General features: G+C 62.1%; 21 protein-coding genes and 2 tRNA genes. 13 read left to right on the top strand and 10 right to left on the bottom strand.

Going from position 1 to position 23247, the window contains the following annotated elements:
- Positions 1-27 precede the first annotated feature (27 nt).
- The 3 genes from HCR76_RS10900 (at position 28) to HCR76_RS10890 (ending at position 4809) form a co-directional block, all read left to right on the top strand.
- Positions 28-99 (top strand) — tRNA-Arg (locus HCR76_RS10900).
- 82 nt (positions 100-181) lie between these two features.
- Positions 182-841: a histidine phosphatase family protein gene (locus tag HCR76_RS10895; protein WP_166992154.1), complete on the top strand. Its 660-nt coding sequence runs from the start codon at positions 182-184 to the stop codon at positions 839-841.
- Positions 842-1044: 203 nt separating this feature from the next.
- Positions 1045-4809, top strand: a complete 3765-nt coding sequence (locus HCR76_RS10890; protein ID WP_198248040.1) for an AAA family ATPase — start codon at positions 1045-1047, stop codon at positions 4807-4809.
- Between the two features lie 260 nt (positions 4810-5069).
- Here the strand turns inward: HCR76_RS10890 and mscL are convergent, their stop codons facing one another.
- The 3 genes from mscL to HCR76_RS10875 are packed head-to-tail and all read right to left on the bottom strand — an operon-like array spanning position 5070 to position 6340.
- Positions 5070-5492 (bottom strand): large-conductance mechanosensitive channel protein MscL, encoded by a 423-nt coding sequence (gene mscL, locus HCR76_RS10885; protein WP_166992157.1) that lies wholly within the window; start codon positions 5490-5492, stop codon positions 5070-5072.
- Between the two features lie 14 nt (positions 5493-5506).
- Positions 5507-5746 (bottom strand): FmdB family zinc ribbon protein, encoded by a 240-nt coding sequence (locus HCR76_RS10880; RefSeq protein ID WP_166992160.1) that lies wholly within the window; start codon positions 5744-5746, stop codon positions 5507-5509.
- 6 nt (positions 5747-5752) lie between these two features.
- Complete coding sequence (locus HCR76_RS10875) at positions 5753-6340, bottom strand: 5-formyltetrahydrofolate cyclo-ligase (RefSeq protein WP_166992163.1); 588 nt, start codon at positions 6338-6340, stop codon at positions 5753-5755.
- 79 nt (positions 6341-6419) lie between these two features.
- Here HCR76_RS10875 and galU point away from each other — a divergent pair, with 79 nt between their 5' ends.
- From galU to HCR76_RS10855, 4 genes are all read left to right on the top strand, one after another.
- Positions 6420-7313 carry a UTP--glucose-1-phosphate uridylyltransferase GalU gene (gene galU, locus HCR76_RS10870; protein ID WP_166992166.1) on the top strand — a complete coding sequence of 298 codons (894 nt, stop codon included), beginning with the start codon at positions 6420-6422 and terminating at the stop codon, positions 7311-7313.
- 39 nt (positions 7314-7352) lie between these two features.
- Positions 7353-8015, top strand: coding sequence for a GNAT family N-acetyltransferase (locus tag HCR76_RS10865; RefSeq protein WP_166992169.1), 663 nt, complete (start codon positions 7353-7355; stop codon positions 8013-8015).
- A 68-nt stretch (positions 8016-8083) separates the two neighbouring features.
- Positions 8084-9109 (top strand): large exoprotein, encoded by a 1026-nt coding sequence (locus HCR76_RS10860; RefSeq protein ID WP_166992172.1) that lies wholly within the window; start codon positions 8084-8086, stop codon positions 9107-9109.
- 60 nt (positions 9110-9169) lie between these two features.
- A tRNA-Ala gene (locus HCR76_RS10855) sits at positions 9170-9242 on the top strand.
- Positions 9243-9463: 221 nt separating this feature from the next.
- On the opposite strand, the gene HCR76_RS10850 is transcribed toward HCR76_RS10855, so the two are convergent.
- A complete protein-coding gene (locus tag HCR76_RS10850) occupies positions 9464-10096 on the bottom strand; it encodes an isochorismatase family protein (protein ID WP_166992175.1) in 633 nt (210 codons plus the stop codon).
- Between the two features lie 170 nt (positions 10097-10266).
- On the opposite strand from HCR76_RS10850, the gene HCR76_RS10845 reads away from it, so the two are divergent.
- The 3 genes from HCR76_RS10845 (at position 10267) to HCR76_RS10835 (ending at position 12280) form a co-directional block, all read left to right on the top strand.
- Positions 10267-11154 (top strand): LysR family transcriptional regulator, encoded by an 888-nt coding sequence (locus HCR76_RS10845; protein ID WP_166992178.1) that lies wholly within the window; start codon positions 10267-10269, stop codon positions 11152-11154.
- 205 nt (positions 11155-11359) lie between these two features.
- A complete protein-coding gene (locus HCR76_RS10840) occupies positions 11360-11794 on the top strand; it encodes a DUF4260 family protein (RefSeq protein WP_166992181.1) in 435 nt (144 codons plus the stop codon).
- 90 nt (positions 11795-11884) lie between these two features.
- Positions 11885-12280, top strand: a complete 396-nt coding sequence (locus tag HCR76_RS10835) for a VOC family protein (protein ID WP_166992184.1) — start codon at positions 11885-11887, stop codon at positions 12278-12280.
- 17 nt (positions 12281-12297) lie between these two features.
- On the opposite strand, the gene HCR76_RS10830 is transcribed toward HCR76_RS10835, so the two are convergent.
- The 4 genes from HCR76_RS10830 to HCR76_RS10815 form a co-directional block, all read right to left on the bottom strand.
- Positions 12298-13857: a molybdopterin-dependent oxidoreductase gene (locus HCR76_RS10830; RefSeq protein WP_166992187.1), complete on the bottom strand. Its 1560-nt coding sequence runs from the start codon at positions 13855-13857 to the stop codon at positions 12298-12300.
- 195 nt (positions 13858-14052) lie between these two features.
- Complete coding sequence (locus tag HCR76_RS10825) at positions 14053-15030, bottom strand: ABC transporter substrate-binding protein (RefSeq protein ID WP_166992189.1); 978 nt, start codon at positions 15028-15030, stop codon at positions 14053-14055.
- 56 nt (positions 15031-15086) lie between these two features.
- Complete coding sequence (locus HCR76_RS10820; protein WP_166992192.1) at positions 15087-15914, bottom strand: ABC transporter ATP-binding protein; 828 nt, start codon at positions 15912-15914, stop codon at positions 15087-15089.
- A complete protein-coding gene (locus tag HCR76_RS10815) occupies positions 15911-16996 on the bottom strand; it encodes a FecCD family ABC transporter permease (RefSeq protein ID WP_166992195.1) in 1086 nt (361 codons plus the stop codon). The genes HCR76_RS10820 and HCR76_RS10815 overlap by 4 nt, the downstream gene beginning before the upstream one ends.
- A gap of 120 nt (positions 16997-17116) precedes the next feature.
- Here HCR76_RS10815 and HCR76_RS10810 point away from each other — a divergent pair, with 120 nt between their 5' ends.
- Entirely contained in the window at positions 17117-17683 is a 567-nt protein-coding gene (locus tag HCR76_RS10810; RefSeq protein WP_166992198.1) for a mismatch-specific DNA-glycosylase, read from the top strand.
- Here HCR76_RS10810 and cyoE read toward each other — a convergent pair.
- Complete coding sequence (gene cyoE, locus HCR76_RS10805; RefSeq protein WP_166992201.1) at positions 17680-18624, bottom strand: heme o synthase; 945 nt, start codon at positions 18622-18624, stop codon at positions 17680-17682. The two genes, HCR76_RS10810 and cyoE, sit on opposite strands and share 4 nt — an antisense overlap.
- A 177-nt stretch (positions 18625-18801) precedes the next feature.
- Here cyoE and HCR76_RS10800 point away from each other — a divergent pair, with 177 nt between their 5' ends.
- On the top strand, positions 18802-21321 hold the full coding sequence (locus HCR76_RS10800) for an ATP-dependent Clp protease ATP-binding subunit (RefSeq protein WP_198248039.1): 2520 nt from the start codon (positions 18802-18804) through the stop codon (positions 21319-21321).
- Positions 21322-21379: 58 nt separating this feature from the next.
- On the opposite strand, the gene HCR76_RS10795 is transcribed toward HCR76_RS10800, so the two are convergent.
- Positions 21380-22768: an MFS transporter gene (locus HCR76_RS10795; protein ID WP_166992207.1), complete on the bottom strand. Its 1389-nt coding sequence runs from the start codon at positions 22766-22768 to the stop codon at positions 21380-21382.
- A 158-nt stretch (positions 22769-22926) separates the two neighbouring features.
- Between HCR76_RS10795 and HCR76_RS10790 the strand changes: the two genes are divergently transcribed.
- Entirely contained in the window at positions 22927-23085 is a 159-nt protein-coding gene (locus tag HCR76_RS10790; RefSeq protein WP_166991822.1) for a hypothetical protein, read from the top strand.
- Positions 23086-23247: the final 162 nt, after the last annotated feature.

Below are 23247 nucleotides of genomic sequence, written 5' to 3'. Positions count from 1 at the left end.
CGGAACACGTTAGACTGTCTCTCGTTTGCCTCTGTAGCTCAATGGAAGAGCAGTTGCGTCCTAAGCAAACGGTTGGGGGTTCGAGTCCCTCCAGGGGCACCGTTGCGCGTCGTCATCCACCGATTCTTCAGATGCCTCCGCATAGGATCGATGTGAAGATCGAACCGGCGAGGAGTACCTCATGAGATTGCTGCTGATCCGCCACGGGCAGACACCGTCGAACGTCGAAGGGCGGCTCGACACAGGCGTTCCGGGCCCCGGGCTCACGGAGCTTGGTCTCGCCCAGGCTGCAGCGATTCCCCGCGCGCTTGAGCAGGAAACGATCGATGCAGTGTTTGCTTCAACGCAGGTGCGGGCCCAGTTGACGGCCGCACCGCTCGTCGAGAGCCTCGATACGCCGCTCGCCGTGCGCGACGGCATCCGAGAAATTGACGCGGGCGACCTCGAGATGCGCAACGATTGGGATGCCGTCTTGGAGTATCACAGGGCGTCGTTCGCCTGGGTAGACGGCGACCTCGATGAGCGTGTTCCCGGAGGAGAGAACGGACACGATGTTTTTGACCGTTTTGATGCGGTTGTCGACGAGGCGACATCGCTCGACAAAAAGACTGTGGCGATCGTCGCTCACGGACAGGTGCTGAGGGTGTGGGCGGCCGCGCGCACGCGGGCAACACAGCAGTTCGCCTCAGAGAACCCGCTGCACAATACCGGAATGATCGTCATGGACGGCACTCAGGAAAACTGGTCGCTCGTCGACTGGCACAGTGCGCCGCTCGGGGGCGAGAACCTCGACGTCGGTGTCAGCGGAGGGCCGGGAGGCACAGCCGCACGCGTGCACTGAGTGTCGTCAGACGCCGCCGGATGCCGATGCGGCTTGCCCTGGCCAGGCAGAGTCAGTGCCTGTGGCACCCAACTGCGGGGCATCGCCGACCGGAAACCACTCGATGCGACTGCCACTCTGCACAAAACTGCGCGAAACTCGCTGGCATTACCGGTATTTTGCGACGCTGCGCTTAGTGTGGCGGTGTGTGGAGGCGTGACAGAATGAGCGAGAAAGCAGTGTCAGACGACAACTCGTCACTTGAGCTTGCTCCGAATCCGACGCAACCGCAGCAGATTTCCATGGGGGATCCCACAGTCGAAATGGGAAACGTGGCAGACGACGAGTGGCAGCGCTGGCGTAATGACCTCGCTGAAATCGGCGGTGAGTCGCCTTTGCTGCACTTTGACGACGAGCGTGAGTATCGCATTGAATTGGGCGCCGCGCACCCGGGCAGCCTTCCGCAGTTCATCACGGGCAACTCAACACTGCTGTCCAACTTGATCCGCGACGATGTCGCCTTGCGCTCTGCGCGGGTGGCCGCCGATCTCATCACGACGAAGGGCATCGAGCTGCGCACCGTGCGCGGCCTCGAGGCTGTGCATCTGTCTGTCGGACTTGCCCATTGGCGCCACGGCGGAATGAACTTCTGCGCTCCAGTGTTGCTTCGGCCCGTGGCAATTCGTCGCTATGGCAACGATTATGAACTGAAGCTCACCGGTTCGATCACGCTGAACCCCGAGCTTGCACGTGCGCTTGAGGATCAGTTCGACATTCACCTGGATGCCCGGGCGTTCGAAGCTCTCGCGATGTCGGAAGGTGTCTTCAAGCCTCAGCCAGTGATCGACAGTCTGCGGGGGCTCACGAGCCACCTCGACTGGTTCAACGTTCAGCCGCGGCTTGTCGTCTCGTCATTTTGCGCCGTTGGCGCTGCGATGCAACGGGACGCCGACGAGCTCGATCATCCGATGCTCGACGCTCTCGCCGGCAATGCCAGCGCCCGTCGGCTCCTCGAATCAGGAACCAGCCTCGTCGACGCGGTCGGCTCTGACGAACGCAGCCCCTCAACGGATACGCTGCTTCTCGATTCGGATGCCGAGCAGGAGAACGTGATCGCGCAGATCACAGAGGGGCAGTCCGTCGTCGTCTCCACGCTTCCGGGAACCGGCGGCACCCAGACCATCGTCAATGCGCTGGGCGCGCTTGTTTCGAGCCACAAGCGGGTACTCGTTGTGAGTCCCCGAAAGTCGACGCTCGACGGCATCCGGCATCGGCTCAACGGAGTGGGGCTGCACGGCCTTGCCGCGCACCCCCGAACCTTGCGACGGGATGTCATCCAGGCGATCTCCCGCAATGAGAAGGCATCGAGCCCGAAGGTCTCTGACATTGATGACGCCCTCGTGCGGCTGCGAAAGGTGCTTCTCGACTACCGTTCAGGGCTCGCTCACAAAGATCCAGCGCTCGGCGTCACCGTCTCTGACATGCTGAGCGCTCTCACAGCGCTGTCGAACCTGCCGAAGCCACCATCCACGACCGCGCGGCTCAGCTATGCGTCCCTTGCAACATTGTCTGCAGGGCGGTCTGACGTTGCCGAATCGCTCGCACAGGCAGCGGCCCTCGGGGAGTTTCAGTACGGCCCGGACGATTCGCCCTGGTACGGAGCGAACTTCTCAACCACGCCCGAGGCGAAGCAAGCACACGAGCTCGCCAAGCGCATCAACAACACCGATCTTCCACGTCTGCTCGAGCGCGCGTACGAACTGATCGGCCAGACGCGCATGCGCCCCTTTGAGAGCATCGATGAGCTCGGCGTCTACCTGCGCCTCATGCTTGACATTCGCGAGACGCTCGACAAATTTCTTCCTGCCGTCTTCGACAGGTCGCTTGCCGATCTCATCGCAGCGACGGGCAGCAGACGAGACGCGGCGAGCATGTCGAGCGGCAACCGTCGCCGTCTCAAGAAGCTCGCTCGCGAATACGTGCGGCCGGGTGTGCACATCGCCGATATGAACGCGTCGCTTCGCCGCATTCAGCAGCAGCGCATCTTGCTTCAGCGATACGTCGACGCAGGAATCTCTCCTGAGGTCCCCCTCGGGATTGCCGACGTGCACGTTGCACATCAGAAGGTTGTCGCCGACCTGGCTCAGCTTGATGTGCCCCTCGGGCGTACCGATCAGAACAGCCGGCTTGCCGCGCTTCCGATCCGGTCGCTCGTGCGAGTGATGTCAGGACTCGCCGCCGAATCGACAGTGATGGAGAATCTGCAAGAGCGCACAACGCTCATCACAGAGCTTCGCGAGGCTGGGCTGACACCGCTGCTCACCGACCTGTCGAACCGCCATGTTCCAGCCGAACGGGTGACAGACGAGCTCGAGCTTGCCTGGTGGCAGTCGGCACTTGAGCACACACTTGCAACCGACAAATCTCTGCTCGGCGCGAACACGCAGGTCATCGACCGGCTTGAGTCGGACTTTCGCCTTGTCGACGAGGCACACGCCTCGGCCTCGGGGCAGCTGCTCGCCGGAATGCTTGCTGAGACGTGGCGCATCGGGCTTGTCGACTGGCCAGAAGAAGCGCGCGACCTTCGCTCGCTTCTCACGTCGGTTCCCCGTGTGACGCCCCCTGAGCTCGAGAGCGTGGCTCCACATCTGTCGCGGGCGCTCTCTCCGGTGTGGCTCGTGTCGCCGTATGAGGTTCCCCAGATTCCCGACAGCATCCGATTTGACGCTGTTTTTCTCGTGGATGCGGGAGCATCGACGATCGCGGAGAATGTTGGAGCCATTCGCCGGGCAAAGCAGGTTGTCGCGTTCGGCGACACCGTGACCCAGAGCCCAACGCCGTTCCACACGGCGGTGTCGGATGCTGCGACAGACGCGGCGCTCGCAGAAGACGTGGAGTCACGTCACGCCGATTCGGCTCTCGCACGCCTGTCGGAGCTGCTGCCAGGGCTCACGCTTACACGCAGCTACCGTGCGGGGGGAGAAGACCTCGCTGAGCTGGTGAATCAGCGCTTCTATGGTGGCGAGATCGACTCGCTGCCCTGGGCCGGCTCGTTCCTTGGGCACGGCAGCCTGACACTCGATTATGTGTCAAATGGACACGGAATGCCCGACCCGGAAACGGGAACTGTCGAGTCCGTCGATCCCGAAGTGGTTCGTGTTGTCAATCTGGTTCTCGAGCATGCGACGAACCGTCCGCGCGAGTCGCTTATGGTCATTACAGCGAGCCAGAGGCACGCGACGCGAGTTCAGCAGTCCGTACTCGCGGCATTCGCGCGCCGTGCCGACCTGGCTGAGTTTATTCTGCGTGAACGGGCGGAACCGTTCACCGTGCTCACGCTTGAGCAGTCTGTCGCAGAGAGCCGGGACCGGGTGATTTTCTCGCTTGGGTATGGCGTCACACCGCACGGTCGCGTGCTTTCAACATTCGGCACGCTCGGCGAACCCGGTGGGGACCGTCTTCTTGCCGTCGGCATGACTCGCGCCCGTCGATCGATGGTGATTGTCACCTGCATCCGCCCGGAAGACATTGATCCAGAGCGGATGCAGCACGGCATTGCCGCGCTTGCCCAGTTGCTGCGTGAGCCACCTCGCTGGGCGCCTCGCCCGCCGGTCGTCGACGGCGCCGAGCCGATGATGCTCGATCTTGCCGAGCGCCTGTACCGAAACGGCTTGTCTGTCGAGATCGGCTATCGCGGAAAGCTTGCACTTGTCGCCAGTTACCGCGATCGCGCGATTGTCGTCGAGTCTGACGTTGAGGTGGCGGGAGAGTCGCTTCGCGAGTCGCTGCGGCTGCGTCCCGAGGTGTTGCGTCGTCTCGGCTGGCATTACCTTCGTGTGCACGGTTTTGATTTGTTCAGCGACCCGGTCGCTGTCGCGAGCAAAGTGATGTCGATCGTCGGTGCGCCCGAGACAGAGCCCGCAGATCCGGGCAATGAGCGCGCGGCCGAGCTCATCGACACAGCACCGCAGCCCACACGTGACGCGTGAGCATGACGCAGCATCCTGAACCTGCTCCACGGCGCATCGTCCGGTCGCGCGGAGGTCGCCGGGCGACCTTGCCCGCTGCGCCGGGAACGGATCCGCAGCCGGAGGCCAGCCGTGCGCGTTCCGAAAGCGAGTCGGACGAGGCGTGGGGCGACGACCTATCCGGGAATGACCGTCGCCTGCGCGCGGATAAACCGCCGCACTGGAGTTAACTGCCTGTTGCCGCGGCCCTCAGACCGCGGCAACAGGTATCAACGTCAGCGTCAGACGTGCTTTCCTGAGTCCTTGTCCTTATCTGTGTCTTTCAGAAGATCGCGGATTTCCGTCAGAACATCGATTTCTGTAATGGGACTGTCTTCATCGACGACGCCGGCATTGCGGCGTGCCTCAGCGTGCTCACGGAGCTTATTGACCGGCAGGACGAAGACGAAGTAGACGACTGCGGCGATGATCAGGAAGCTGATGACTGCCGCGATGATGGCACCGAACTTGAACTGCGCCCCGGCGAGTTCGACGATCAGGGACTTTTCAAGGCTCTCGGCGTTGAACAGCACTCCGACGAGCGGATTGATCAGGTTGTCGACGAGTGCGGTGACCACGGCGGTGAACGCTGCGCCAATGACAACGGCGACGGCAAGGTCCATGACATTGCCGCGCATGATGAATTCTTTGAACCCCTTGAGCACGGTATTCCCCCTCGTTATGTTCCGGAGGTTGTTCCCCCAGATTCCGATGCTGAGGATGACGATACCGGCTTTGAGGCCGATCGGGAGTCATTTCGGTAAAAACCCGTGCCGTTAAACGTAACGCCGAGATTGCCGAACACTTTGCGCAGTTGACCTCCGCACGACGAGCACTCCGTCAGTGAGGCGTCAGCGAACTGCTGGTGAATGTCGAAGGCGTTATCGCACGCCGTGCAACGATAGGAGTAAGTGGGCATGGTCTTTCAGTCACACGAGAAGTCCAGGATGCGGCACGGAGTCACGACGCCGTTGACCGGCTGATCATGAGCTTCCTTCGGTACCTCCGGTAGTACCTCGTTGTCGAAGACCACTGCATACACCGGTGGACGTTTCTCCAGCGAGCTGAGGGTCTTGTCGAAATAGCCGCGACCCCATCCTAGCCGGGTTCCCTGAGCATCAACGGCGCTGGCCGGAACGATGATCAAGTCGACCTCGCTCACCGCGAGAGGGCCGAGCCGTTCTCCATCGGGCTCCGATATTCCCCACAGGCCGGTCGTCTCGCCGCCCTGGCCTCCGGCCGCCCAATCGAGCAGGCCGTCGTCGCGGCTGATTGGAAAGAGAATGCGGATGCCGCTCGCCAGCGCCCAGTCGATGAACGGACGTGTGCTTGGCTCTGTCGGTGTGGAGAGATAGCACGACACCGACAGTGCTCCGAGTCGTGTTACGAGCACTCCCAAGTTCTGCTGGAGACCCTGACCTGCCTCATGAGCCTCTGCTGTCGTCAGGTGCTTGCGACGGTGGCGAAGCCGGGCACGCAACTCACTCTTCTCGTTCTCTGGTGCGCTGGGCATGGCCCCAATTCTAGGTGGATGGACGTGTTGCGTTCGGTAACGAGGCCCGGAGGGCCCGCTGGGCGGTTACTCTAGATCCATGACAGCAAGAGTTCGAAAAGCCGTGATTCCTGCAGCCGGTCTGGGCACTCGTTTCCTGCCGGCAACGAAGGCTCTTCCGAAAGAGATGCTCCCCGTTGTGGATAAGCCTGCGATCCAGTACGTCGTCGAAGAGTCCGTGAGTGCAGATCTCACCGACGTTCTGATGATCATCGGCCGCAACAAGAACGCGATCAGCAATCACTTCGACCGCGTGACCGAGCTGGAGCTCAACCTTCAGAAGAAGGGCGACACCCAGAAGCTCGAGCGTGTCGTGAAATCGCAGGAACTCGCCGATATCTACTACCTGCGTCAGGGAGACCCGAAGGGGCTCGGTCATGCTGTCGCGCGCGCTCGCGCACACGTCAACAACGAGCCATTCGCTGTTCTGCTCGGTGACGACCTCATCGACGCGCGAGACCCCTTGCTGAGCACGATGATCGCTGAGCAGGAGAAGCGCGATGCCACGATCATCGCGCTCATGGAGGTCGACCCAGACCAGATTCATCTGTACGGTGCAGCGCAGGTTGAGAAGACGGACGATCCGGATGTTGTGAAGGTGACGGGTCTAGTCGAGAAACCGGCGAAAGAAGACGCGCCGTCAAACCTTGCCATCATTGGTCGCTATGTGCTGAAGCCCGAGGTGTTTGACATTCTCGAGCACACCGAGCCAGGCAAGGGGGGCGAGATTCAGCTTACTGACGCACTTCAGGAGATGGCCGCTGACGATGACGTTGCGGGAGGGGTGTACGGAGTGATTTTCCGCGGGCGCCGCTACGACACCGGCGATCGCCTCGACTACATCAAGGCGATTGTGCAGCTGGCCATGGATCGCGATGACCTTGGTCCGGCGCTGAAGCCGTGGCTCAAAGACTTCGCGTCCGACCTCGACTGACGCTCGCTCTGGTGCCGGTGACGGCAGAAAGAATGACCGATGGTGGCTCCGCTTCCGACGCTTGAGCACGGGCGAATCGGGTTGCGCCCGATCAAGGTGCGCGATGCGAAGGTGCTCGAGCGTGAGCTGCTCGGCAATCGAAGCTGGTTGCGCGCGTGGGAAGCATCGAATCCCTACGGCAACGGGCACTTCGACGTGCGTGGAAGCATCCGGTCGCTTCTTGCCCAGTCGAGACAGGGCACTGGTCTGCCGTTGGTGATGCAGTACGACGGTGAATTTGCCGGCCAGCTCAACGTTTCGGGAATCACATATGGCTCCGTCTCGTCGGCGACGCTCGGATACTGGGTGGCTGAGCGATTTGCTGGGCGCGATGTGACGCCGACCGGCGTAGCACTCATCACAGACTATTGCTTCGAAAGGCTTGGTCTGCATCGCATGGAGATCTGCATTCGTCCGTCGAATGGCGCGAGCCTTCGCGTTGTCGAGAAGCTTGGGTTTCGGTACGAAGGGCTGCGGCGCCGGTATATCCATATCAACGGAGACTGGGCCGACCATTTCTGTTTCGCGCTCGTGCGAGAGGAACTGAATGAGCCGATCCTCTCCCGCTGGCTCTCTCACCGGGTCGCGCCGGATGCGTGCGCGATTCCCGATGCCGACCGACGAGCTGCGGGGATGCCGATGCGCACGTATCCGAATCGCTGACGCGAAGCTGACGGGACACACCGAGCCAATGACGGCCTAGCTCTGATCTGCCACGTAGCCTGGGTGGCATGGCTGGCGGTGGAGTTCTCAGCGGAGGGATTGTCTTCGCGATTGCGGCTGTGCTCTGGCTCGTCTACCTCATTCCCACGTGGGTGCGTCGACACGAGTACATGTCTGCTGAGCGCAATTCGGTCAGGCTGCAGCAGACCCTTCGCATTCTCGCCGAAACCTCTGAGATGCCAGACGAAGTTCGTTTCGAAGCGACCGCTCGGGAAGTTGCCGCGCAGCAGAAACGACTCAAGCGCATCGAGGCCGAACGAGCCGCGGCACGCAAGGCAGAAAGTCGCGCGGCAATCGAGACAGCCCGTGTCGAGTCGCAGGCAACGGCGCTCCGTGCAAAGGCAGATGCTCGAGCAGCAGCCGCACGAGCTCGTGCTCAGGCCGCTGAGGCGACAGAGCGTGCGGCAGCCGAGCAGGCTCGTGCACGCGCGAAGACCAGGCTCATGCGTTCTCGAAGGCGTACACGTCTTGCTACAACGCTTTTCTTAGTGGCCAGCGCCATCACCGCCACCCTAACCGGTATCACGGCCGTGTCGACGGGTGCGTGGATGCTGCCAGGAATTGCTGTTGGGGGAGTCATCGTCTCGGTCGCACTGCTCAGCCGTATGGCGACCGTTGGCTCACGTGTGACGCAGACGGCGACTGTGCCGCAGATGGCGCGTCCGGCCGAACGCGAGATCTTCGATGCAGATTTGTCAGACGAAGAAAAGGCGACGAGCGAACGCACGTGGACGCCGACCTCGTTGCCGAAGCCGCTTCATCTCTCGCAGGGTTCGGTTGCAGCAGCCACACTCGCTGCAGAGGCGTCGCGCGCACGACTCCGGGAGGCAGCGATTGCCGAGGCGATGGCGCAGAAGGCATCCGAGCGGCAGCCGCAGGCGGCTTCGATCAACGAACATCGCGCAGCCAGGGATGAACAGCGTGCCGCGCAGGAGCAGCCAGCCGAAGTATCTCCGTATGCGTCAATGGGTGTCGTTGACGAGGGCGAGATTCTCGCCGCCGACTTACTGCGTCGCCGAATGGCCGCGGGCTAGTCCGCCGCATCCTCGTGTCAGTTGTGGGCGCCGTGACGTGATAATCTCGTAGTCGTCCACGGGCCTATGGCGCAGTTGGTAGCGCGCCTCGTTCGCAATGAGGAGGTCGGGGGTTCGAATCCCCCTAGGTCCACCGTGTCTTGAGTCGGGACATAGATGACGTCTGAGTCGCGACATAGTTGACACTTATGAGGAGGAGCCTGGCCCTCGGTCGGACTCTTTTTCGTTGTTGCGCCAGTAGCTTCTGGTGGGGTTGATGGTGTTGGTTGCGAGGATCTCGCCGGTGCTTCACCCGCCGTGCAGAACGAGGCGGCCGGCGAGGTTCCGTCGGCCGCCTCGTCATAGCAGAAGGTCTTATTGCGTCGCGAGCTTCCGAATGGATGCCGCATGCGTACCCAGGTGCTTCCAAGAAGGGAGGTGCTGGTAGACGATCTCGCCGAACGCCGGTGCGAGCGGCTGGTCCACCCAACCGCGAAGCAGTTCGGCACCGACAGCAAGCCAATTGACGGGAATGGCACCGGCCTGGATCATCCGCTGCATTGCGTAGTCGTGGGTCTCCTTTGTGGTGGCTGCGGAAGCATCGACGACCGCGTACACCTCGTAACCCTTGTTGAGTGCGGTCAAGGCCGTGAGTGCGAGGCAAACATCCGTCTGGATGCCAGCCATGACCAGCTTTTTGCGCCCCGTTGCCTCGACAGCCGCGGTGAACTCCGCGTTGTCGAATGCGTCGAAGACCGGGTCCCGGTAGACGACAGGATGGTCTCCGAGCACTTCCTGGAGCTCCGGGTACAGCGGGCCCGCAGCCGCTTCCTCGGGCCCGCTCGTCACGACCATGGGCAGCTCAAAGAGCTTCGCGGTCTTGGCCAGGGCGAGAGCGCCATTGAGATTGTCGTCGATCGTGTGGGATCCGATCAGGTTTGAGAAACCGACTTCGTGGTCGATCAGGACCATCGCGCTGTTGTCGGCTGTCAACGGTGTGTATGCCATAGTGCTTCCTTTTGGGGTACAGGTGCCACAGGGCACCGGACTGCATATCGTGGCGGAAAGCTGTGTGAGCTGACCACAACTCGATCCTGCGACTCGCGATACATCATGTCCAACGAATTGTTTCGATTAGCCGTATCGTGATTCGCGATAGGTGGTGCCAGGATAGTGGGATGCAACCGCGCCAACTTGAGTACTTCGTCGCCGTGGCCGAGATGGGCAGCTTTACGGCGGGCGCCCGTCGGGTGCGCACTGTGCAGTCGGCCGTGTCCACCGCCGTGCAGCAGCTCGAACATGAGTTAGGCTGCCGACTGTTCAACCGTGGTCGCAAAATCTCCGTGACTCCCGAAGGCGCGGCTCTCCTGCCCCGTGCGCGCGATGTGCTTGCCGCGATCGAAGCAGCCACGGCGGCGGTCGCCGCAACCCGCGGTCAGGTCACAGGAACAGTCAACCTTGGCATGATGTATCGCTTCGGGGCGTTCGACATGGCGACTCGTCTCGCATCGTTTCAGCACAAATACCCGTCCGTCGTCGTGCGTGCGAATACGTCGACGGAAGGGTCGCGCGGCCATCTCGATGCGTTGCGCCGAGGCGACCTCGACCTCGCGATTGTCGCCACCGCGACCGCGACGATTCCCGGGATGCGCATGACGTATCTGGACAGCGAGCCGCTCCGCTTTGTGTGCGCAGTGTCTCATCCGCTGGCAGAACTCGAGACGGTTCGGCTCGACCAGATCGCAGACGAGACCTTTATCGACTCGCCGGTGGGCTGGGGCAACCGCACTTTGGTCGACGAAGCCTTTGCGAGCGCCGGACTGCGTCGCGCCGTCCAGACCGAGACTATCGACTTCGCGCTGGGGCAGGCTCTGGCACGTGAAGGGCTCGGCGTGACGTTTGTCCCGGAATCAGGAGTCCAAACGGACCAGCGGCTCGTCGCCCTCGACGTCGAGCCTGCAATCATCTGGACCGCGCATCTGGCATGCTCAGCGAACCGGCGGCTGTCAGCGGCTGCTGCCGCCCTTGCGTCTGAGCTGGAGCTCGGAGCGACGTCGCTGAAGTGATAGCAGCCCAACTTTCGCCCTATGCGATGGTCACGTACGTTAAGTTCTCATCTCTGTACTCGTATTCCGGGGCCGCGCGCTCTCGCGACCAAAACTCATGGGCGGGATGATGCGATACAGGCGTACTCTCGGTCGGGAGGCTTGTCTGGAGAATCAGCCATTCTCATAAACGCGACACGATGTCGCACTGAGCGGTGGAGGCGCCATGAGACAGATCCACATTATTCAACGGATCGAGGCTGGAGCCGTGGCTCTGCTCGCCGTCGTTGCGGTCGTGGTGCTGTATCCGGCCTGGTGGTGGGTCATCCTCGCCGCATTTGTCGTGTTCGATCTCTCGATGCTGGGATACGTGCGGTCAACCGCAGCGGGGGCGGTCTCGTACAACCTCATCCACAACTACGCATGGCCTCTCGTTCTAGCGCTGATTGCGCTCGTAACGCAGCACTCGTTTCCGGTCGCTACAACGATTTCGGGAGTCCTCGCCTGCGCCTGGGCTTTCCATGTTGGTGTTGACCGCACACTCGGCTTTGGTCTGAAGATGCCGGATGCCTTTGGCCACACCGATCTCGGTGGGGCCGGCGCAGATCCGGTGAGCGACGAGGGGCGCCAGCGTCCCGAGCAGGACGTTCAGAACACCTGATGTGCTGAGCATGCAGCGGTAGAAAGTGAGTTCTTGGTTGGTGCCTTAAGTCCTCGTCTTCGATCGGAACGTGTGGCAGGGTGTCGAGATATGACACTCAGAATTTCGCACACCTCTGTTGATTCACGCAATGCTTATGAACAGTCGCGCTGGTGGAGTGAGGTTCTCGGCTACAGCGAAGACTCCGAGGACCCGAACCTGCCGGGTCACGAGGAGTGCATGATCTCCTCGTCCGACGGCACGAGCACGGTGCTGTTCATCGAAGTGCCTGAAGCGAAGACCGTGAAGAACCGTCTCCATTTTGACATGAGGCCAACCGACGTCAGTCGTGAAACCGAAGTGAATCGAGTACGGGCCCTTGGCGCCACTCATATTGCCGATTTCATTCGCCCGGATGGGACAGGGTGGGTTGTTCTTGCCGATCCAGAGGGCAACGAGTTCTGCATCCTGACCGGTCAGCCGGAGCTGGACGCGCTCAGCCTCTGACGTGGGAGAAAGTACTCCTAGGCGACCTCGAGCCGGATGGCGTGCCACCCTTCCGCACCGTTCGGTGCGACCGGCGCGAACTCACCGCTCTGGATTGTTCCGCTCTTGTCCGTGGCACGAGCTTCGATGACGTGGGTGCCCGAGGGGGCATCCCAGTCGAAGACCCACTGCACCCAGGTGTCGTCGGAGATCGGATTGGCGAGGCGAGCCGGCATCCATTCTCCGTCGTCAACACGCACCTCGACACCATCGATTCCCGTGTGTTGAGCCCACGCAATGCCCGCGATCGGAACCTTTCCCTTGTCGAGGGTCTGAAGCCCCGTTGGCACATCGATGCGCGAACAGGTCTTGACAGGCCCCTTCGCTGACCAGCCGCGATCTGTCCAATACGCGCGAGAACGGTCGTATGTCGTCAGCTCAAGCTCCACCACCCACTTGGTTGCCGAGACATACCCGTAGAGTCCAGGGACGACCATGCGAACCGGAAAGCCGTGCTCCGGTGGCAGCGGTTCGCCATTCATACCCACTGCAAGGAAGCAGTCGCGATCCTCCTCCTGCAGAATCTCAAGTGGTGTGCCCGCGGTGAAACCGTCGATGCTGTGTGAGAGCACCATATCTGCGCCAGCCTGAGGCTTCGCGCGCTTCAGGATTTCGTGAATCGGGTAGCCGAGCCAGGTGGCATTGCCCGTGAGATTGCCGCCGATCTCGTTCGAGACGCACATGAGGGTGAGATTCTTCTCGGTGAGCGGCAGATCGAGCAGCTCATCGAAGGTGATCGTAATGGGGTTCTCGACCATGCCCGTCACGCGCAGACTCCAGTCATTGGCGTCGACGCTGGGAACTTGCAGCGCGGTGTCAATGCGGTAAAAATCCGCATTCGGGGTGATCAGCGGGGTGATGCCCTCGACATCGAGTGCAGCACCCTCCGGAATCGGCGGCGCAGCGACTGCAGGGGCGGGGAGCTTGATGGCTTTGCGAACGGCTGTTGCCGCCATGGCCGTGGCATTCACAGCTCGCGCGCCGACACCGATGACGGCAGCGCCAACAGCGGTACTCGCGATATAGATGAAGAAGTCGCGTCGAGACACCCCGATCGCACGCTGCTCGACCTTGCCTTTTGCGGTCTGCGCATTGGCGGTCCACACGCTGAGCTTCCTAACGATGCGGTAGAGCATGAGCGCAGCGCCCATCATTCCGACAACGGACGGAATTGCCCACGAGGCCGTCGACTGCTCACGAGTCGTCACTGCGATTGTGGCAATTCCGCCGATGACACCGAAAACGACGAGGCCCCACGGCGCCTTGATGAGCTCGAGCACGCCCGCTGCCGCAGCGAGTGCCGCAAGGAGCACGGCGATAAGTGTGAGAAGAAAGAGCTTGTCGTTCGTTCCGAAGACCGCGATGGCGAAGTCTTTTGCCCATGTGGGCGCGAGGTCGATGACCAACGATCCGACGGCGACGAGTGGACTGCTCGGGGGAGCAATCACCAGTGCTATGACTTCAGCGATTGCGAGTCCGGCGGCGGCGCTTGCGATTCCGGAGAGGGCAGACCAAAACAGCTTCGATTTCAACGTCACGACGCCACGTTATGCCGCAAGATCGTGTGTTCTCTGACTGGGTCCGGAGCGCGCGCTGTGGGGACAGCGGCGAGAGGATGCTATAAGCACACGCACGTTATCGGCGTGCGTGCGAGATCCCGACGCCTGCGCACCCGGCGGTTCCGAGTGCGCAGACCACGGCGAGCAGAAGAAACGGGCCAGCGCCGTCGGACATCACAGTTCCGCATCGGGATGCAGGATCGACGCGATGGCCTCGAGTCCCTCGACGGTGCGCGTCCCCGACGTGCCCGAGGCGATCGAGGCACTCACCGTGACCGTCGCGTCGTCGGCGATCGCGGGGACGTCCGCGAGCGCACCCGACTCAAGCAGCTCGGAGAACGGAGAGAGTCCCGCGCCCTGGAAGTCTTCGACAATGATGACGTCGGGGTTCGCAGCGACGATCGATTCAGGACCCGCGGGCACGGCACCGTCGGATGCCCCGATGACCGTGCCGCCGGCCTGCTCGACAAGCGTGGACATGGTTGACGACGCGGATTGCACGAACTGGCGCCCACCTCGGGACATCAGCAGGAGAACTGTCGAGTCGATCGGATCGTCGGCAATCGCATCGAGGACGTGCTCCTGCCGCTTCGTCAATGACGAGACAATGTCTGACGCAGTCGATTCGGCCCCCAGGGCGCTTCCGATCGTCTTGACCGCGGCCATGACGGCGTCGATGCTCTCAAAATCAGACGAATCGAAGATGAGCGCTGGAACTCCCGCCTTCGACAGCACATTCGCGGCATCCTGCTCGCCCTCGTGCCGGCTTGTCATGAGCACCAGATCCGGGTCGAGCGCGAGAATCTGCTCGGGGTCCGGGTTCGTTCCCGCGGGGAGCGCGGTCTCGACGAGCTCTGCCTCGGCGATCTGGTTGCCCGCGCCATCGGTGATGCTTCCGTGGGACACGGCGGCGACGCGTTCGTGGCCGATGAGCTCGAGGGCGATATCGCCTGTCTCCGTCGACAGCGCGACGACGCGCTGCGGTGTCTCATCGATCGTGACCGTGCGATCGTCCAGTGTGACCGTGCGGGGCCACGCGTCGGTCGCTGACGACGGCTCGGGTGCGGCCTCCGTCGGTGCGCTGCAGGCTGAGAGAGCGAGCGCGGCAAGGGCTAAGAGGGCGACGCCCGCCCGGGTAATCCGGTGATTCACTGTGTCGTTCCTTATCTGTATCGGGTGGTGGGGTGAGAAAGTGACCGGATGCTGTGTCAGCTCGGTATCGCGTCGAGGAGCGTGACTGCCGGTGTCTTCGTGTCGGGATCGATGCGCACGGCGGCACGGACGCCGTAGACGTCGGAGAGCATCTCGGGCGTGAGAACCTCTGCCGGGCTGCCGCTGGCGTAGATGCGTCCGCCGGCGACGACAGTGAGCGTGTCGCTCATTCGCGCTGCCAGTGTGAGGTCATGCAGAACGACAGCGATTCCGATACCTTCAGAGGCACAACCCTGAAGCGTCGTCATCACATCGAGCTGATGCCGCGGGTCGAGAGCTGACAGCGGTTCGTCGAGCAGCAGGTACTCGGAACGCTGGGCCAGAGCCTTGGCGATGAAGGCAAGCTGACGTTGCCCGCCGGAGAGCGTGTCGAGCGGTCGATCAGCCAGCGGTGAGAGACGGGTCTGCGCGAGTGCCGCGTCGACGGCTCGCCTGTCGTCCGTATCAAGTGATGAGTACGGACGTCTGTGCGCAAATCGTCCCAGCTCAACGAGCTCCTGCACGGTGAACCCCGAGTGGCGATCATGCCCTTGCGGCACGAGGGCGCGAATGTGCGCGCGCTCGCGCGCTGTGCGGCTGGCCACCCGTTCCTCGCCGATCGTGACAGTGCCGGACGCGCCCCGATGCAACGCCGCGAGAGTAGCAAGAAGTGTTGTCTTACCCGCTCCGTTCGGGCCGATGATCGCGTGAATGGCAGCCGGCTCCAGCCGGATGGAGACCCCGGAGAACACCGGATGCTTCGCATACTGGGCCGTGAGGTCGTCGCCGATCAGGGCTCGGCGCTGCGTCTCTGCACGCGAGGCGGACGTGTGGAGCGCCGTCATTGCAGGTTTCTCCGTGATCGGAGCACCAGGAGCAGAAGCGCAGGAGCACCCACGAACGCGGTGACGGTGCCCGTTTGCAGCACGACGGGGGTGAACAGCATCCGGGCGATGAGATCGGCGACGATCAGGAACGCTGCTCCGCTGAGCGCAGAGAGCCACATCAGGCGTGCGTGTCGCGGCCCGACGAGCAGCCGAACAAGGTGCGGTACGACGAGTCCGACGAACGAGATGACGCCGGTGACACACACGGCGGCCGCGGTGACAAGCGCGGCGAGTGCGAGGGCCGACTGCCGCACCAGCCCGACGTTGACGCCGGTGCTGGCCGCCTGGGTGTCCGAGAGACTCATGAGGTCGAAGGAGCGAGCGAGGCCGAGCAGAACGATCGCGACGAGTGGGATTCCGACGGCGGCGACGGCGACGTCACTCCAGGTCGCAGCAGTGAGGTCCCCGTTCAGCCAAAATGTGACGCGCTGCACATCTGCGGCGTCTGACGCATTGGCGAGCACGGCGGAGACGAGGGCGCCGAGGAAGGCATTGGCCGCGATGCCCACGAGAATGATCGTGGAGCTGCGCCCTCTGCTGACGCTGCTGATCGCGTGCACGATGGCGGTGCAGACGAGGGCGCCGACAAAGGCGGCGAGAGGCAGCATCCACCAGGCAAGAGCGCTCACTCCGGTGACAATGGCGATGACGGCGGCCGCCGTGGCACCGCTGGAGACCCCGGTGATGCCCGGTTCGGCGAGAGGATTGCGGAAGAGTGCCTGCATGACGGCTCCCGCGACGGAGAGCCCGGCACCCACGAGGCCCGCGAGAACGACTCGGGGGAGTCGTACCTCGCTGACGAGAAGATCAGATGCCGCGGGCGCGGAGTCGGAGGGCACGACGAGTCCGCCGAGTGCGTGCAGCACGGTGCCGGGCGCGAGTGAAACAGGGCCGATGGACACGGCGACCAACGCGATCAGCAGCAGTCCGAACGACGCGACGATGGGGGATCCAATGCGCACGGCGCGCGTCCGCGGCCGAGGAGGGAGCGGATCAGGGGACCGCTGTGCTGTCGCGATCTCGTGGTCGTGCAGGAGCATGACGCGATTCTATAATGAAAATGAGAATCAATACCAATAATGCGATTGTGCCTCGTTCTCTCTGAACGGGCGGGCGTGTGAATTTCGCATGGGCGTTTCCGCGTGCGCGAGAATACGAGGATGGGGATTGATCGCGACTCGCTCGAATCATTCCGAGACGCCGCCATCCCAGACCTCGTCGGCGACGGCATCCGATTGCTGTTCGTCGGCATCAATCCAGGACTGTGGACTGCGGCGACGCAGACGCCGTTCGCCCACCCCGGAAACCGCTTCTATCCCGCCCTCCGCGAAGCGGGGATCTTCGACGCAGGCGACACGTTCTCGGCGGGCTTTGATGCGGACGACCGGGTGAGATTTACGGATGCGGGGCTCGGCGTTTCGAATCTTGTCAATCGGGCGACGATTCGGGCAGATGAGCTTTCGTCCGCCGAACTGCGTGCCGGTGCGCGTGCGCTGGAACAGCGCGTTGCGCGACTCAGGCCCCGTGTCGTGGCGATCGTGGGACTCACGGCGTATCGACAGGGATTCGCGCGCCCGAAAGCGCGAGCTGGCAGGCAGAACGAGACCATCGCTGGCGCAGAGTTGTGGGTGCTCCCCAACCCGAGCGGGCTCAACGCGCACGAGACCGTCTCGAGCCTTGCCCTGGCGTATGCCGAACCGGCCCGTGCGGCCGGCATCATCACTTAGGGCAGCAGCGGACCCACCGAGACCATGAGGCATATGGCCAGCACCATGATCATCGAGAAGCGAAACATCTGCCGCGCCCAGATCTCAGGATTGCGGGCACGCAGGCCACGAGCGCCCAACCAGATCCACGCGAGGCCGAGGGCGGCCATGGTTGCGGAATACACGATGCCGACCAGGCCGGAGAGTGGCAGAAGCAGCGTGGCGAGAACGAATGCAATTGTGTAGATCAGAATCTGAACGACCGTGGCCCGGATGCCCCTGACGACAGAGAGCACGGGTATTCCTGCGCGTGCGTACTCGTCGCGACGGTAGATGGAGATCGAGTAGAAGGCCGGCATTTGCCACAGAAAGAGAATCGCAAAGGCGATGATCGCTCCGGCATCGAGTCGTTCCGACGCGGCGAGGTAGCCTGACAGAATCGGGATCGCTCCGGAGACACTGCCGACGAGTGTGCCGTGGACAGACATGCGCTTCGACAGCATCCCGTAAAGCACCACGTACGTGACGAAGCCGATGGAACCTGCAAGCATGACGGCGCCGTTTGTGCCGATCGCGAGTGACGCCATGCCAAGGGCTCCGAGGATGATCGAGAACACGACGGCCCGCACAGCGCTGATGCTTCCGCTCACCGTCGCGCGTGCCCGCGTGCGCTGCATGATCGCATCGATGTCGCGATCGAGAACGTTGTTGAGAACACACGCGGAGGCAATCATCAGGGTGCTCCCGATGGTCAGGCTGACAAACACCCAGAGGTCAAATCGTCCCGCCGACGCGAGAAAGTACCCGGCGACAGCAGTGAGGGCATTTGCTAAGAGGACGCGCGGTTTCGTGAGTGAGTAATAGCGGGCGATCGAGGCGCGTGGTCCGCGACGCCTGGCGGCCCGCGCGGCCATTCTGGCGTCAGTTCCCAGCCGATCTGAGGTGTGCGTTGTCGTCACCATCCTCCTTGGGGGCTGCAGGTGCGGGGATCCAGCGCCGGGATGCCAGACGCGAGGCAACCTCCAGTTTATCGTTGCCCTGCCCGCGGGGGAAAAAGGTTCCCAGAGTGGGAATGAATGACGGTGCTCAGCGTTAAATTGAGTCAAAGGCACTCAAGTTTCTATCGGGAGGTCAGCACATTGGCTGAATACTTCGGACCCGTCGGCTCGGATCCCCGCTCATTCGATGAGTTTCTCGCTCGCTACCTTCAGGGGCAGCAAGCTGCACAGCCCAGCCGGTCGATCGATATCACCCGGCTCCTCAGCAGGCGGACTCATGAGGTGCTCAACGTCGCCGCACGATTCGCCATGGAGCACGGACACCACGAGGTTGATGCGCTTCACATTCTGCGTGTGATGGCCGAGGAATCGCCTGCGTCCGACGCCATTCGGGGAACCGGCGCCGATCCATCAGCCGTGGCGATGGCGGCTGAGCAAGGTCTGCCCGCGACGCAGGACGAACGGTCGGAGCAACTTCCGTCGCTGACACCATCAGCCCGGCGTCTCCTGATCGACGCTTACCAAGTGGCTCGTGGCTTTGGCTCGACCTACGTCGACCCCGAGCACCTGTTCTTGGCTTTCGTGCTGGGGGAGGATTCGCCCGCCGCACGCATTCTGCAGAAGGCCGGAGTGACGCCAACGGCGCTGCAGGCTGTCGCCAATGGGCAGAGTCCGGCGCAGGCTGTAGGCGAGGAGGGCGGCTCTGCAGCATCCGAGAGTCCCATGCTCGAGAAGTTCGGGCGTGACCTGACCGAAGAAGCGCGAGAAGGGCATCTTGATCCGGTGATCGGGCGTCACGACGAGATTGAGCAGTCCGTTGAGATTCTTTCGCGGCGCACAAAGAACAATCCTGTGCTGATCGGGGAAGCGGGTGTCGGCAAGACCGCTGTTGTCGAGGGTCTTGCACAGAAGATTGCTGCCGACGATGTGCCCGTGCAGCTTCGCGGTAAGCAGGTCATTGAACTCGACGTGGCGGCCATGCTGAGCGGAACCCGCTACCGCGGCGATTTCGAGGAGCGGCTCACAACAGTGCTCGACGAGATCAGCGAACGTCAAGACACACTGATCGTGTTCATTGATGAGCTGCACACCGTCGTCGGTGCCGGTGGAGGCGGTGAGGGCGGAATGGATGCCGGAAACATTCTCAAACCGCGACTGGCCCGCGGCGATCTTCACCTGATCGGTGCAACGACGATGACCGAGTACCGTGCAATCGAGAAGGATGCAGCGTTCTCGCGTCGGTTCCAGCCTGTCGTTGTGGGCGAACCGAGCATTGACGACACCGTGAAGATTCTCGACGGGCTGAGACCGGCATACGAGCAGTTTCACGCCGTGACCTACACACAGGAGGCGCTGCGATCTGCTGTGGAGCTTTCGGCGCGTTACATCACCGACCGTTTTCTTCCGGACAAGGCCATTGACCTGATTGACCAGGCCGGCGCTCGCAAACGCCTAGCCGATGGCGGTGCCGTCGATATTGACGCTTTGCGCGACAAACTCAGCACTCTGGATGCTGAGAAAGCCGATGCCGTTGGGCGTGAGGATTATGAACTGGCATCACAGGTGCGAGACTCGATCGCCGAGACCGAGTCGATGATCGAAACCGCGGCGGGAACCGCTCGTCCGGCGATTGGCGGGACCGATATCGCCGCCGTGATCGCGAGGGCAACAGGCATTCCCGTTGATCGGGTGAGCGACGACGATCGCGCACGACTGGCTCAGCTGGACGACGAACTCCATGAGCGTGTGGTCGGTCAGAAAGATGCCGTTGAGGTGGTGGCTCGTGCCATTCGGCGCAGCCGTACCGGCATGGGTGACGAACGTCGACCCGTTGGAAGCTTTCTCTTTCTCGGCCCGACTGGCGTGGGCAAGACGGAACTTGCCAAGTCGCTTGCCGCATCATTGTTCGGCACAGACGACGCCATGGTGCGATTTGATATGAGCGAGTTCAGCGAGCGCCACACGGTTTCGCGTCTCGTCGGGGCCCCTCCGGGGTACGTCGGTTACGACGAGGCGGGGGAACTCACGGAACGCGTGCGCAGGCGCCCCTACTCTGTCGTGCTTCTCGACGAGGTCGAGAAGGCGCACCCCGACGTTTTCAACCTGCTGCTTCAGGTTCTCGACGACGGTCGCCTCACCGACGGTCAAGGACGCACTGTCGACTTCCGAAACACCGTCATCATCATGACATCGAACCTCGGCTCGGAGTTTCTCTCTAGTAAGAGCGGCGCAATCGGGTTCGTAGCAGACGGACACGAGAGTGTCGACGTTCGCGCGCGCGTCATGGGTCGGCTGCGCGAGTCGATGCGACCCGAATTCCTCAATCGAATCGACGAGATCGTGCTCTTCAGCAAGCTCGAGCCGGAGCAGCTGCGCGACATTGTGCGGCTTCTCATCGAGCACACAAAGAATCGTGTCGTCGCGCAGGGTCACAGGTTCGCCATCGACGACGCCGCCATCGACTGGATTGCGGAGCAGGGCTATGAGCCGGAATTCGGCGCACGCCCGCTGAAACGGCTCATTCAGCGTGAGGTCGACGATCGAATTGCCGGATTGCTCGTTGGCGACGGTCTCCGAGACGGCGACGGCATTGAGGTGACCGTTGCGGACGGGGAGCTTGTCGTGCATGCGCAGCAGCACCATGTGGCGAGTGCTGCATAGGACATGAATACGGCCGTGGCTTCGCTCGAATCACGAGCGGAGCCACGGCTGCGTCTTCTTATTCCTTAGAGCCTTCAGACCCGCCGACAATGGCAATCTCGGCTGTGGGAATCTCTGTACCGCGAATGGACGCTCCCGCTGTCTCCGGTACGAATTTGAGCGCTATCAGGCCGACGACGCAGGCCGCCATCATGTAAAAGGCCGGAATGAGCAAGTTGCCCGTTGCGTCGATCAACCCCTCGTTCACCGCCGGTGCCGTTCCGCCGAACAGTGCTGTCGCTACGTTGTACGTGATGGCGAACCCGGCGTATCGAACCTGCGTCGGGAACATGGCGGGGAACGTCGCCGAAATCGTCGATAGCTGGATCACGTACAAGATGCCGAGCACAGCGAAGCCGATCAGCGCGCCGGCGAACCCCGTTCCCATGAGTAAGTACATCGGTATGGCGGCGACGATGAGTCCGATCAGCGACACCGCCCACATCGGACGCCTCCCGACCTTGTCTGAGATCTTGCCGGAGAATGGAATGATCGCCATCATGCACAATTCCCCGATGATGATCAGCAGCAGTGAACCGTCCTTGCTTAAGTTGATCTGCGTCTCGAGATACGTGGGCATGTAGGTGAGCAACGTGTAGTTCGTGACGTTCAACGCGATGACGAGGCCGCCCATCGCGAGCAGGGGGCGCCAGTACCGCAACACCAGATCTTTCAGGCCGCCTGTCGCTGACTGCTCGAGCTGCTGGGTGTCTTCCATCTCTCGGAAGACGGGCGTGTCTTCCATTTTGCTGCGAAGGTACACACCGATGAGACCCATGGGAGCAGCGAGGAGGAAGGGGATTCTCCACCCCCAGGCCATCATGTTGTCTTCCCCAAGAATGAGGCTCAGTACCAAGACGAAGGCCGTTCCGAGGACGAAACCAAAGAGGGTGCCGAACTCGAGGAAACTTCCGAAGAATCCGCGCTTCTTGTCAGGGGAGTACTCGGCCATAAACGTTGCCGCGCCGCCATACTCTCCGCCCGTTGAAAAGCCTTGAACCATGCGCAGGAAGATCAAGAGTCCTGGTGCCCAGAACCCGATGACATCGACATTCGGCAGAAGACCGATCACCGTCGTTGAACCGGCCATCATGACGATTGTCAATGCGAGAACCGCTTTGCGTCCCAGTCGGTCGCCGAGAGGCCCCCAAACGAGACCACCGAGCGGTCTCACGAGGAATGAGATGGCGAAGGTAGCCAGTGCCCATACGGTTCCACCGGGGAAGAAGTTGGCTGTGATGTAGGTGACGGCGACCGCGTAGACGCCGTAGTCATACCATTCCGTCGCGTTTCCGATCGCGGATGCGCCAATCGCCCGCCTGATTGTTTTTCGACCTTCTGGTGAATCAGCGCTGGGCGCCGAATACTCGGCCTCAGGTTCGCCGTGATCTCCTGCATTCGATGACATTGAGATTCATCTCCTCTGCAACAACATTGTGTGCGTGCCAGGTGGCAGTGGAGCAATCATGCCGCGATTGAGAGAGTTTGTCACACATTTCATCCCGGAAGTCGGCTTAAAGTTCCGAGTGGCACCGCGTTCGTCTCAGCTCCGATATGATGAACAGCATGGGCTTCATCATCTCGTTCCTGTGTTTCGTCGTCGGGCTTTTCCTCTTCGGTGTTGCCTTCAACGCTGCTGCTTTCCAAGCAGCAATCTTCTTCGCAGGAATTCTGCTTGTCTGCCTGTCGTTCGGCATTCCTGCGCATATGCTGTCGAGGAGATAGTGTTGCGGAGTTCAGCCTTTCGGACGGGCTGCTCCACAGCGCCAGCAGGTGTCTGAGTCGCCCTCATTGAGGGCGCCGCACTCATCGCACACCTTACTGAGCCAGCACGCCGACTCCCCACCTGTGCTTTCCTCGTCGCTCATAGAACTATCGTGCGTCGGC

The sequence above is a fragment of the Paramicrobacterium chengjingii genome, from assembly GCF_011751765.2.
In the GTDB taxonomy this organism is placed as follows: Bacteria; Actinomycetota; Actinomycetes; order Actinomycetales; family Microbacteriaceae; genus Paramicrobacterium; species Paramicrobacterium chengjingii.
This window is presented reverse-complemented; position numbering and strand designations above follow the sequence as displayed.